Here is a 12055-nt window from a genome sequence, read left to right as displayed (position 1 = left end):
ACCCCCCCCATGGGGGGGTGTGTGGGGGGGGGCGACATGACCCCGCACCCCCCAAGCGGGGGGGGGGGGCCGTGGGCCACCCCCCCGCTGTTCATGCTGCGTCCGTCGCCAGGCTTACAGGCCCAGGGCGGCGGCCACGTTGATGCGGCCCTTGCCGTAGGACGGGTCCGTGCCGGCCTGGCCCAGGTCGTCAGCCGACTGCTGCAGGCGGCTGCGGATGTGCGCCGGGCTGGTGTTGCCCTCGCTGGCGATGAGCGCCGCCAGGCCGGCCACGTGCGGGGCCGCCATGCTGGTGCCGCTGATGCCCACCGAGAAGGCCGACCAGCTGGAGGCCGAGGTGAAGAAGCGGTTGCGGCAGGCGAGCAGGCTGGAGTGGATGGTCATGCCCGAGCAGGCAGCCGTGACCGACACGCCGTTGCCGCCGGGGGCGGCCACGCTGATCGCCGAGCGGCCGAAGTTGCTGTAGGTGGCCAGGTTGTCGATGTTGGCCCAGGGACCATTCACCGTGGTGCCGCTGGTGGGGCCGGTGGCCGACACGCAGATCACGGTGGGCACGCTGCAGTAGCTCTTGTAGCCGTTGCCGTCGTGGTCCAGGTCAAGCCCGGCGTTACCGGCCGAAACCACCACCGTGGTGCCCTTGCGGTGGGCGTAGTTGAACACCTGGTTGATCGTGGCCAGGAACGAGGGGCCGTTGCCGCCCGCGGCGCTGGCGTCGCGGCGGTTGAAGCTGCCGCCCAGGCTCATGTTGATGATCGGAATGCCGTTGTCGGCCGCGTACAGGATGGCGGCCAGGGTGCCGCTGGTGGGGCAGCTGGCGGCAAAGCCGGTCGCCGCGGAGCCCGGCGTGCAGACCTTCAGGCCAACCAGCTGGATCCCGGACGTGACGCCGGCGGCCAGGTAGCCGTTGCTGGCCACCGTGCTGCCCACGTGCGTGCCGTGGTAGTGCAGGTCGGCGATCTCGTGCGCGCCGGGGTTGGCGGCCTGCACGCGGGCGTTCTCGGCCGCGGACAGGAAGGACTTCGACAGGGCCAGGTCAACGCGGCCCACCAGGTCCGGGTGCAGGTAGTCCAGCCCCGTGTCGAGGATGCCGACCTTGATGCTGGCGCTGCCCACCTTGCCGGCGGCCCAGGCCTGGTTGGCCTTGATCACCTGCATGTTCCACTGGCGCGGGTAGCGCACGGCGGTCGTGGGGTCGGCCGGGCTCTCGATCGCGGCGCCGGCCTCGATCGTCGCGGCGTCGCCCTCTTCCAGAAGCGTGTAGGCGTCCGCGTCGATGGCGGCCACGCTGGAGTTGGCGGCCAGCGTGGTGGCGGCGGCGGTGTTCAGCCCCGACACGGCGGCAATGCCGACCGGGTGCGCAAAGATCACCTCACCACCCAGCGCCGCGACCTGCGAGGCAAAGCCGGCGGGAACGCCGTTGCCCTTGAAGCGGACCAGGTAGGTGTCGGACGAACCTGCAGACTCGTTGAGGCTCGGCGCGGCGGCCGACGTCTCCAGCGGGGTGATCTCGTCGGAACAGGCCGCAAGCGCGACCAGCGCGGACAGGCACAGCGGGGCAAGACGCTTCATCGGGGAGCTCCAAAGACACGGAGGGGTTTGCCGGTATGTCGACCGGCTGCGAACCTCTTCGGCGGCTGGGCTGTCTCAGTGAGACCCCTGGCTTTGCGGACCGGCCTCGCGACCGGGGTGCCGTTGTCGGTGGTGGGGGAGTGTGTGGCCGGGCAAAACGAAGGCGACCTCAACCGGGCCGCCGTCTCCAGGATCGGCTGCACAACCAACGCAGCGTTTCCCGTCCCACAATCTATCTACCGAACGTCCGTTCGTCAACACCCCCGCAACACCTTCCGCAATCGCGAGACACACTCCAATCCGTTGCGATGCAATCACTTGGCGCGAAGCCAGACCCGCGCTAAAAAATTAGCGGAAGGCACTCTTTCGCACGCACCTTTTCGGACCTCCAATCCCGATTATACGAACGTTTCCGAATACGTCCCCTGGCCAGCCGCTCAACTCCACCCATCGTCTGCAGGGGGCCCGCCGCGCGAACAGGCCTCCTCTCCCACACGCAAAAGGATTGGGCCTCACCCAAAGTCAGCAGAGACACCAGGGTTTTCTCGTGCCGTTTCCTCCGCCGCCGCGGTCTGAAGCCGGATTGCCCGGTGTCGGGTGCAGGTATGGCTGCCGACGACGCACACCCTTTTGCAGGGGATGTCGGAAACGGGAAACAGATAGAATGCGGCAGGGAGCCATCCGCGTTTTTTCGACGAGGGATGTGGATCGGTGGATGCTCTCCACGGCGCATCGAAGGCTGTCGATCGCACCACCTGATGCGCGATCTTGAGAACCATGACCCCACGACGCGATCGTGGCGGTGCCCCGCCGGAGGGGTGCGGAACAGGCCGGTGCAGAGAAAGCTCCGGCGGAATCGATGGAAGGCGACGCGGGCGGAACCCGGATGGGATCCGCCCGCGTCGCACGTCAGTGCAGGGGTCCGGCGACGGCCGCAGGCCGAGCGCCCGCGGCGCGCCTACAGCCCCAGCGTTTCGGGCACGTTGATGCGTCCGCGGCCAAAGTACTCACGCGGGCCCACGTTGTCGGTGCCCCTGCGGATCTCGTTGCGCACCTGGTTGGGCTTGCCGTGGCCGCGCTGGGCCACCAGCAGGGCCGCCAGCCCCGACACGTGCGGCGCGGCCTGGCTGGTGCCGGCCAGCCCGATCACGTAGGAGCCCGTCTGGCACACCGGGATCACCAGGCTGGTGCTCGAGCACGCCGCGGACACGTACCCGAACCCGGTTCCGCCCGGCGCGGCCACGCTGATGGAGTGGCGGCCGTAGTTGCTGTACGACGCCAGCGCGTCCACGTTGGTCCAGGGGCCGTTGGTCCCGCCGCTGGCCGTGGGGCCGGTGGCCGACACGCACACCACGTGCGGCGCGTCGCAGAAGGCCGCGTACTCGGTGCCGTTGTTGTCCAGGTCGATGGCATCGTTGCCCGCGGACACGACGATGAGCGCACCCTGCTTCCGGGCGTACCGGGAGGCACTGCGGATGGCCCGCACCAGGTCGCGCGCCTCGCGCCGGTCAAAGTAGCCGCCCAGGCTCATGTTGATGACGTCGGCGTCGTGGTCCGCCGCCCAGATGATGCCGGCCAGGATGGCGCTGAACGAGCCGTACCCATCCACCGCCAGCACCTTGACGCCGATAAGCGTGGTCTGCGACGTCACGCCCGCGGCCGCCACCGCGTTGCTTGCCACCGTGGCCGCCACGTGCGTGCCGTGGTACTGCAGGTCGGTCACCGGGTGCTTGCCGGGGAAATACTCCGCCACCAGCGAGTCGTCGGAGGGAACGAACGAGGCCGAGCTCGCCAGGTCCACGCGTCCGGCCAGGTCCGGGTGCTCATAGTCGATACCGGTGTCCAGGATGGCGACCTTCACACCCGGGCTGCCCAGGTAGCCGGCCGCCCACGCCACGTCGGCGCCAACGGCGCGCATGTTCCACTGGCGGGCATAGAAGAACGCCGTGTTGGGGAACGTGGGGCTGTTCGCCCCCACGCTGGCGGCCGTGGCGGTGCCCACGGTGGGCTCCACGCCGCGGATGCGGACGTCGGGCTGCACGTACGACACGCCGCTGCTGGCGGCCAGCTGCGCCACGCCCTGCGGGCTCAGGCCGGACACCACCGCGATGCCTGCTCCGCCCCACGTGTTGACCACCGTGCCGCCCAGCTGCGCCACGCGCGCCGCGAAGCCCGCGGGCACCGCGTCGGCCGAAAACTCCACGACGTGATTGCCCGTCTCCGTGGGCGCGCTGGAGTACGCGGGCGCGCCGTCGGGCGCCTGCACGGCGGTCGACTGCGTTCCGTCCGCGCACGCGCCCGCGGCCAGCGCGGCCGCGAGAACGGCGAAAGCGAATACCGGACTGCGCTTCATGGGGGACCTCCTTGGGGGATGGGCGTAAAGGCGGCGGTGAGAGCGCGGCGCTTTCCTGCACACGCCGCGCGTCGCCAGCCAGGTGTCCGTGGCGGCGTGCGGAAGACGCCGGCCAGCGCGTGCCACGTGGGGTCGCGCGCGCGGACGGTGGATTGGGCCATACCGTCACAAGCCGACAGTCATAGGGTAGCTACACCTCCCCGACCACGCAACAGTCACGTGGCGGTTAAGCCATCCTTTCCTGCGTATTTTTTCACACATCTGCTTGTTTTACCTGCCCGTGTTTCCACATTCCCGTTCTGGTGGAACAGATTCTGGATCCACTCCGGCTAAATTTTTCGCAGGTTTTTAGGGACGCTACGTTGATTGGCCGTCTTGTCGCGCCCAGCATTCGCGGTATCGTGCGCGGCGGCCCACGCGGGCGCGGTGCGTACGAGCAGAATCCGCAAACCCCGCACGCAGAGGGAGCAGCGGAAGCGCAGAACTGCCCGATCCCCGTTTTTCTCTGCTTCCTCTGCTCCCTCTGCGTGAGAACCTTCCGTTGGGATACAACGAGTGATTTGTGGATTCGCGATGAGGCGGCGGGATCGATCGAAAGCAACGCGGGCGAACCCCGGATGGGATCCGCCCGCGTTGGGCTTCGGTGCAGCGGTGTCGCAAAGGCTACAGGCCGAGCGCCCGCGCCACGTCGATGCGCCCGCGGCCGAAGTACGGGTCGGTGCTCGTGGCACCCAGGTCCACCGCCGACCGCTCGATGGCGTGCTTGACCGCCGACGGCTGGTTGCGGGTGCCGTGCTCGGCCATCAGCAGGGCGGCCAGGCCGGTCACGTGCGGCGTCGCCTGGCTGGTGCCCACCAGGCCGTTGAGGCGGTTGCCGGCGGCACACGGCGTAAGGATGGGAGCGCCCGTCGCGGTATAGCCCGCGATGACGTACCTGGCGCAGAGCGACCACACCCGCGAGGCGAAGTCGCTGCCCCAGGGACGGGCCGACGCGGGGAAGCCGTTCGCCGCGTCGGCGTTGCCGCCGGGTGCGGCCACCGAAATGGCGGAGCGGCCAAAGTTGGTGTAGAACGCGGGAGCGTCCTGATCCAGCATCCCCGTAGCCGGCCCCACCGAGGACACACACACCACGTGCGGCGCCCCGCAGTACTGCACCGCGGTGTTGCCGTCGTGGTCCATGTCGCTGGCCCCGTTGCCGGCGGAAACCACCACCAGCATTCCCTGGCGGTTGGCATAGGCCAGGGTGCGGTTGATAAGGCCCACGAACGCCCCGCTGCCGGCCTTGGCAAAGCCGCCGCCCAGGCTGAGGTTGGCGATGTCGGCGTCCTGGTCGGCCGCGTAGGTGATCCCGGCCAGCACGCCCGCCAGCGACCCGAAGTTGTTGGCGCCCAGCACCTTGACGCCGATGAGCGTGGTGCGCGAGGTCACCCCGGCAATGGCGACCGCCTTGCTGCTGACCTGGGTGGCCACGTTGGTGCCGTGCCCGTTGTAGTCGTTGACCGGGTGGCGATCGGGAAAGTACGCCGCCGTGATGGCGTCGTCCGAGGGGACGAACGAGGCGGAGCGCGACAGGTCGACCAGCCCGTTCAGGTCCGGCGCGTCGTAGTCCAGCCCGGAATCCAGGATGGCCACCGCCGCCGTCGCGGGATCGGCCTGGCTCTGGGCCCCCAGCTCGACGGTGGCCCCGGCCGCCGCCACCGTGGACTCTACCTGGAACACCTCGTCCGCCTGCACGCCGGACACGCCGCTCATCCCCCCCACCTGCGCCGCGGCCGCGTCGCCCAGCCCGCTTACGATGGCGAAGCCCACCCCCGCGTGCGCGAACGTCACGGTGCCGCCCAGCGCCGCGACCTGGGCCGCGAAGCCGGCGGGAATGCCGTTGCCCTTGAAGACCACCACGTGCTGCCCGTTCCCCGCGGCAAGGGAGTGGGCGGGAGAGCGGGGCGCGCCCGTCGCGGCGGGACCCGCCACGTCCGCGCAGCCCGCCAGGGTACCCGCGACCAGCAGTGCCGACAACCAGGTGTAGCGATTCATGGGGCCAACTCCTTCGGGGGTGGGATGAACGCCGGCGGGGGCGCCGGCGCGCGCCGTCTTCGGCGGCTGGGCGATTCTCTCCCGGGCGGAAGAGGCTCTTCAGCGTTTGACGAGAGACGGGTGAAACGAGCGTGGCAGCCGCGGCGTGCCGCCGTCCGTTCACCAAGGCAACGCACCATCCCACCGGCTTTCTGACCGGCCGTTTTCTGACGATTCAGAAGGTTTGTGACGAGCGGCGATGGACGGCCGATGCAGCGAAACCCGTGGTCCCGGAACGACAGCGCACTCCGCGCCACCACGCTTTGCAGGCTGACGATTCCATCAAAATTTGCATAAACAAATGCTGCGCACTGACCTCTCGCCGGCAGAGGCAGCGTCGCCGCGGACGGTCGCTGCTCCGCGTCATCCCGTTAGTTCACGACGCTCTTCCTCATCACCGATACGGCCCGGCCGCCGATGGACGAGGGGCGAACGGCTGGATTCGGCGGCGGTCACCCGACGCCGCCGGGGGAGCGGGGGAAGGAGGAGGATGGAGCCGTCCGCCGCGCCACGGGGACGACTTTGGCGAGAGTGACCCCGGACAGTTGAATAAGGGAGCTCTCTGCGGTAACTTTTCGGGATGGCTGAAGAAAACCTGATCGTCCGTGGTGCCCGCGAGCACAACCTGCAGAACGTCGACGTCGAGATCCCGCGCGACAAGCTGACCGTGATCACGGGGCTTAGCGGGAGCGGCAAGTCGTCGCTCGCCTTCGACACCATCTACGCCGAGGGGCAGCGGCGCTACGTGGAGTCGCTATCCGCGTACGCCCGGCAGTTCCTGGGGATGATGGAAAAGCCCGACGTAGACTCCATCGAGGGTCTGTCGCCGGCCATCTCCATCGAACAGAAGACCGCCGGCCGTAACCCGCGCTCCACCGTGGGCACCGTCACCGAGGTCTACGACTACCTGCGCCTGCTGTGGGCGCGCGCCGGCACCCCGCACTGCCCCAGCTGCGGCAAGCCCGTGGAGCGGCAGAGCGCCACGCAGATCGTGGAGCGGCTGATGTCGCTTCCCGCCGGGACGTGGCTGGAAGTCCTGGCCCCCGCCGTGCGCGGCCGCAAGGGCGAGTTTCGCGACCTGTTCGAAGAGATGCGCCGCAAGGGCTTTACCCACGCCCGCACCGACGGCGCCGTCCACCGGCTGGAAGAGCCGCCCGCCCTGGCCCGCCGCGCCAACCACGACATCAGCATCTACGTGGAGCGCAAGGTGGCCGTGGACGCCGACAACCGCTCCCGCATCGCCGACGCCGTTGAGACGGCGCTGCGCAACGCGGATGGTGTCGTCCAGATCGTCGCCCACACGCCGGACGCGCACGATCCGGAGCCGGAATTGTTCAGCGAGCACTACGCCTGCGCGGAGTGCGGCATCAACATCCCCGAGCTGGAGCCCCGGCAGTTTTCCTTCAACTCGCCGTACGGCGCCTGCCCCGCGTGCGGCGGGCTGGGAACGCGCAAGGAGCCCAACCCCGAGCTGGTGCTGGCGGACCACTCGCTTTCCATCCTGGAAGGCGTGGTCCTTCCCTGGGGCGTGCCCCGCGGCCACCTGCGCGGGACGATCCTGGAAGGGCTGGCGTCGGCGCTGGGCTTTGACCTCAACACGCCCTGGGAGGAGCTGACGGACGACATTCGCGGCGTGCTGATGTACGGCATGGACAGCCGCGCCGGCGGCAGGGCGGGCTCGGGGCCGAAGGGCGCCAAGAAGGTGAAGTGGGCCGGCATCATCCGCGACGTGGAGCAGCGCTACCGCGAAAGCAGCAGCGACAGCGTGCGCGAAATGCTGGAGGAGTACATGAGCACGCTCTCCTGCACCGTGTGCCAGGGCGCGCGGCTGCGGCCGGAAAGCCTGGCCGTCACCGTCGGCGGCCGGTCGGTGGGCGACGTGGTGGCCATGCCGGTGGCCGAGGCGCTGGAGTTCTTTGGCATCGTCGACACGCTGCCGCACATCTCACGCGACATCGCCGGGCCGATCCTGAAGGAAGTGCGCGAGCGGCTGTCGTTCCTCGTCAACGTCGGGCTGGAGTACCTGACGCTGGGGCGCAGCGCGGAAACGCTGAGCGGCGGCGAGGCGCAGCGCATCCGACTGGCCACGCAGATCGGTTCGCGGCTGGTCGGCGTGCTGTACATCCTGGACGAGCCCTCCATCGGCCTGCACCAGCGCGACAACATGCGGCTGCTGGAGACGCTCAAGGCGCTGCGCGACCTGGGGAACACGGTGCTCGTGGTGGAGCACGACGAGGACACCATTCGCGCGGCGGACTACGTGCTGGACCTGGGCCCCCGCGCCGGGCGCCACGGCGGCCGGGTGATCGCCAAGGGCACGGTGGACGACGTGATCGCCCAGCCCGAGTCGCTGACGGGTGCGTACCTGCGCAACGAGCGGCGCATCGAGATCCCGCCCGTGCGCCGGGTGCCGGTGGAGGGGCGCGAGCTGATGATCCACAACGCCCGCGAGCACAACCTGCGCAACCTGAACGCGCGCATCCCGCTGGGGTGCTTCGTGGCGGTGACGGGCGTGTCCGGATCGGGCAAGTCCACGCTGATCAACGACATCCTGTGGAGCGCGCTGGGCCGCAAGTTCTACCGCGCCAAGACCGTCCCCGGCCAGCACGACCGCATCACGGGGATGGAGATGCTGGACAAGGTGGTGGACATCGACCAGTCCCCCATCGGCCGTACGCCGCGGTCCAACCCCGCGACGTACACGGGGCTGTTCACCATCATGCGCGATCTGTTCGCCGAGCTGCCGGAAAGCAAGATGCGCGGCTACACGCCCGGGCGCTTTTCGTTCAACGTCAAGGGCGGGCGGTGCGAGGCGTGCCAGGGCGACGGCCTGGTGAAGATCGAGATGCACTTTCTGCCCGACGTCTACGTGCCGTGCGAGGTGTGCCGCGGGCGGCGCTACAACCGCGAGACGCTGGAGGTGTTCTACAAGGGCCACTCCATCGCCGACGTGCTGGACCTTACGGTGGACGAGGCGTGCGAGGTGTTCGACGCCGTGCCGCGCCTCAAGCGCCAGCTGCAGACGCTGTCGGACGTGGGGCTGGGCTACATCCACCTGGGGCAGAGCGCGACGACCCTCTCCGGCGGCGAGGCGCAGCGCGTCAAGCTGGCCTCGGAGCTGTCCAAGATCGCCACCGGGCAGACCTTCTACATCCTGGACGAGCCCACCACCGGCCTGCACTTCGAAGACGTGCGGATGCTGCTGGAGGTGCTGCACCGGCTGGTGGAGCGCGGCAACACCGTGCTGGTCATCGAGCACAACGTGGACGTGATCAAGACGGCGGACTGGATCATCGACCTGGGGCCGGAAGGCGGCCCCAAGGGCGGCGAGATCGTTGCGGAGGGGCCGCCGGAGGTGGTGGCGGCCAACCCGCGCAGCTTTACCGGCCAGTTCCTGGCGCCGATGCTGAACGTGGTCCCCGAGCAGGTCCCCGCTCCGCTGCCGGCGTCGAAGCCGCGCGGCCGCAAGGCGAAGACGGCGAAGTAGTCTTTCCAGGGCGGGCGCCGCGGTGCGTCCGCCCTTGCTTCATCCCACACCTTCCACTCCCATGCGCGCTCCACGCTGGGTCCCGGCGCTCCTTGCCGTTTCGCTCTGGGCGGCGCCCGCCGCCAGCCAGGCCCGGCCAGCGGCGGGCGAGGCATCGCTGCAGGCGCGGATGGACGCGTTCCTCACCCGCGAAGTGAGAGAGGACGAGGACCGCGCGGCCGCCTTCTTCCCGCGCTCCGGCGATTTTACCTGGGTGGAGACGACGCATCGCAAGGATGGCGACCAGGTGGGGATCTGGCGCTTTCCCGCGGCGGATTTCCACGCGGCGTACAAGGGGCCGCTGACGCTGGAGGACGTGCTCGTCGTCGACTACCACGGCCATCGGGTCGGCTCGCTCTCGCACCAGATCGTGATCCGCCGCCCCCGGTGGCGCCGCGCGCCCGGTAACCGCTTCGTCCCCGCGGACGAGCCGGACTCGTCGCCCATCTACGTGCAGTGGCGGCTGGAGGATGGCCGATGGGTGATTTCAGCGATCGGGGACGAGACGTTCACGGACGGCCCGCTCCCCGCCTGGTGCTGCTGAGCCGGCCGCGAACCGCGACTGGCGCACTCCTGATCCCACGCCACGTGTCCGCCACCCGATCCTGGAAACGCGTGCTCCTGCGCTCGCTGCTGCTCGTCATCCTGGCCTACGCGGGGTTCGTGGGGCTGGTGTGGCTGTTTGCGGAGCGGCTGATCTTTCTGCCGCCGCGCGAGGGCTACGCGCGCACGGAGGAAATGCTGCTGATCCCCCGCGCCGGCGGCGGCAGCATCGCGGCGGTGCACCTGCGCAATCCGCACGCGCTTTACACCATCCTCTTCAGCCACGGCAACGGCGAGGACCTGGGGCACAACCTGGAGTTCGCCGGCCGCATGCGCGACGCCGGCTTCGAGGTGCTGGCGTACGACTACAGCGGCTACGGCCTGAGCACCGGCCGCCCGTCGGAGCGCGCCGCGTACGTGGACATCGACGCGGCGTACGACTACCTGACCAGGACGGCTGGCGTGCCGCCGGAGCGCATCATCCTGCACGGACGCTCGCTGGGCGGCGCGGTGGCGGCGGACCTGGCCGCCCGGCAGCCCGTGGCCGGACTGGTGCTGGAAAGCACGTTCACCACCATCTTTCGCGTGGTGCGCGCCTACCCGCTGGTCCCCTTCGACCGCTTTCGCACGGTGGACAAGCTGCCACGCATCACCGCGCCCCTGCTGGTGATCCACGGAACGGAGGACGGCGTGGTTCCCTTCTGGCAGGGCCAGCGGCTGTACGAGCTGGCCCGGGGCCCCAAGCAGCGGCTGTGGGTGGACGGCGCCGGGCACAACGACCTGGGGTGGGTGGCGGGCCAGGAGTACTGGCGCGCGCTCCAGGAGTTCGCCACCAGCATCCCTCGGACGACACAGGCACAGGAGCAGCGGTGATTCGGAGGATGGGGATGATGCTGGGCCTCTGCGCGCTGGCGGCGTGCTCGCGCGCGGAGCAGGCGCCCGCGGATGCCGCCGGCGCCGCGGCCGACGGTTCCGCCAGCGCGCAGACGCCCTCCACCGCCGCGGACACCGCCACGGTGCGGCACGGCGGCACGGGCGTGATGATCCGCATCCACCCGGCGTTCCCCCCGCACGTGGCCACGCTGTACGAGACGCAGCCGGGGGTGGTGGACAGCATCGTCATCTGGGCGGATGAGCACCCTGTGCAGACGCTGCGACCGCGCGAAAACCACGTGCCGCCGGAGATGGGAGCGGAGCGGCTGTCGACGATCGACCTGGACTTTGACGGATATGCGGACCTGGCGCTGCTGAACATGCACGCGATGGCCAACTCGTCGTCCGAGTACTGGCGGTTCGATCCCGGCACGCGCCGCTTCATCCCCGCGGGCGAGTTCCAGACGCTGACGCCCGACTCCGCCCGGCGCGAGCACACGCACTACAACCGCGGCGGCCATGGAGGCCGGCTGTGGACCGCGTCGCGCTGGCGCTGGGCTGATTCCACGCTGGTTGCCGTGGCGGAAGAGGAACAGGACGCGCTGGGCGACGGCGACCGCTACGTCCACATTGTCCGCGAGCTGCGCGACGGCAAGATGGTGGAAACGCGGCGCGACACGCTGGAGGGTGCCGACCTGCGCTCCAGCGCCTCCTGGGACGAGCCGTAACAGGGATGTCGTCAATCCCGAACGCCGCGCGTCAGTCATCCTGAGGGAGCCGCCGCGCAAACCGCTGCCCTTGCAGGATCTATGGCGGCGACCGAAGGACCTTGCTGGCAGAACCGCGGGGCTGGATCTCTGCCGCCGAGCGTGCCCCACTATGGCGGAGAGAAGGTCCTTTGGTTGCGCGCAACCTGTTGCGTGAATTCTGGTTGGGTGCGGCGCTCCCTCAGGATGACTGATCTCGCGGTCCAGGTCGATATGGCTTGCCAATTGTGTGGTGAGTTCCCGGCTGCGGACGCGCAGGCCTGAGCCGCACTCCGCAGCCGGGCCGCGGGCGGCGCCCCCGCGGCCCCCGCGCCGATGCCCCCGCGGCATAACCGGCGGCCCCCGCCCCCC

At 69.6% G+C, this 12055-nt stretch carries 7 protein-coding genes and 1 riboswitch; of the genes, 4 read left to right on the top strand and 3 right to left on the bottom strand.

Annotation, left to right across the window (positions count from 1 at the left end):
* Window positions 1-114: 114 nt before the first annotated feature.
* From ACOJUJ_RS07285 to ACOJUJ_RS07275, 3 genes are all read right to left on the bottom strand, one after another.
* Window positions 115-1569 carry a S8 family serine peptidase gene (locus ACOJUJ_RS07285; protein ID WP_420126197.1) on the bottom strand — a complete coding sequence of 485 codons (1455 nt, stop codon included), beginning with the start codon at window positions 1567-1569 and terminating at the stop codon, window positions 115-117.
* A gap of 57 nt (window positions 1570-1626) precedes the next feature.
* Window positions 1627-1701: riboswitch (cyclic di-GMP riboswitch) on the bottom strand.
* An 826-nt stretch (window positions 1702-2527) separates the two neighbouring features.
* Entirely contained in the window at window positions 2528-3922 is a 1395-nt protein-coding gene (locus tag ACOJUJ_RS07280) for a S8 family serine peptidase (protein ID WP_420126196.1), read from the bottom strand.
* Between the two features lie 663 nt (window positions 3923-4585).
* Window positions 4586-5956 carry a S8 family serine peptidase gene (locus ACOJUJ_RS07275; protein ID WP_420126195.1) on the bottom strand — a complete coding sequence of 457 codons (1371 nt, stop codon included), beginning with the start codon at window positions 5954-5956 and terminating at the stop codon, window positions 4586-4588.
* Window positions 5957-6575: 619 nt separating this feature from the next.
* On the opposite strand from ACOJUJ_RS07275, the gene uvrA reads away from it, so the two are divergent.
* From uvrA to ACOJUJ_RS07255, 4 genes are all read left to right on the top strand, one after another.
* On the top strand, window positions 6576-9482 hold the full coding sequence (gene uvrA, locus ACOJUJ_RS07270; RefSeq protein ID WP_420126194.1) for an excinuclease ABC subunit UvrA: 2907 nt from the start codon (window positions 6576-6578) through the stop codon (window positions 9480-9482).
* 61 nt (window positions 9483-9543) lie between these two features.
* Entirely contained in the window at window positions 9544-10065 is a 522-nt protein-coding gene (locus tag ACOJUJ_RS07265) for a hypothetical protein (protein ID WP_420126193.1), read from the top strand.
* Window positions 10066-10136: 71 nt separating this feature from the next.
* Window positions 10137-10937 (top strand): alpha/beta hydrolase, encoded by an 801-nt coding sequence (locus ACOJUJ_RS07260; protein ID WP_420126192.1) that lies wholly within the window; start codon window positions 10137-10139, stop codon window positions 10935-10937.
* 14 nt (window positions 10938-10951) lie between these two features.
* Window positions 10952-11665: an XAC2610-related protein gene (locus tag ACOJUJ_RS07255; RefSeq protein ID WP_420126191.1), complete on the top strand. Its 714-nt coding sequence runs from the start codon at window positions 10952-10954 to the stop codon at window positions 11663-11665.
* Window positions 11666-12055 lie beyond the last annotated feature (390 nt).

It is taken from the genome of Longimicrobium sp., from assembly GCF_048594345.1.
In the GTDB taxonomy this organism is placed as follows: Bacteria; Gemmatimonadota; Gemmatimonadetes; order Longimicrobiales; family Longimicrobiaceae; genus Longimicrobium.
The sequence above is the reverse complement of the archived record's forward strand: the minus strand, read 5'-3'. Positions and strand labels throughout refer to the sequence as shown.

What these genes read in the sequence shown, in the direction of transcription:
- ACOJUJ_RS07265 (WP_420126193.1), top strand. Translation starts at nt 9,544, where the DNA reads ATGCGCGCTCCACGCTGGGTCCCGGCGCTCCTTGCCGTTTCGCTCTGG.
- ACOJUJ_RS07285 (WP_420126197.1), bottom strand. Translation starts at nt 1,569, where the DNA reads ATGAAGCGTCTTGCCCCGCTGTGCCTGTCCGCGCTGGTCGCGCTTGCG.
- ACOJUJ_RS07280 (WP_420126196.1), bottom strand. Translation starts at nt 3,922, where the DNA reads ATGAAGCGCAGTCCGGTATTCGCTTTCGCCGTTCTCGCGGCCGCGCTG.
- uvrA (WP_420126194.1), top strand. Translation starts at nt 6,576, where the DNA reads ATGGCTGAAGAAAACCTGATCGTCCGTGGTGCCCGCGAGCACAACCTG.
- ACOJUJ_RS07255 (WP_420126191.1), top strand. Translation starts at nt 10,952, where the DNA reads ATGATGCTGGGCCTCTGCGCGCTGGCGGCGTGCTCGCGCGCGGAGCAG.
- ACOJUJ_RS07275 (WP_420126195.1), bottom strand. Translation starts at nt 5,956, where the DNA reads ATGAATCGCTACACCTGGTTGTCGGCACTGCTGGTCGCGGGTACCCTG.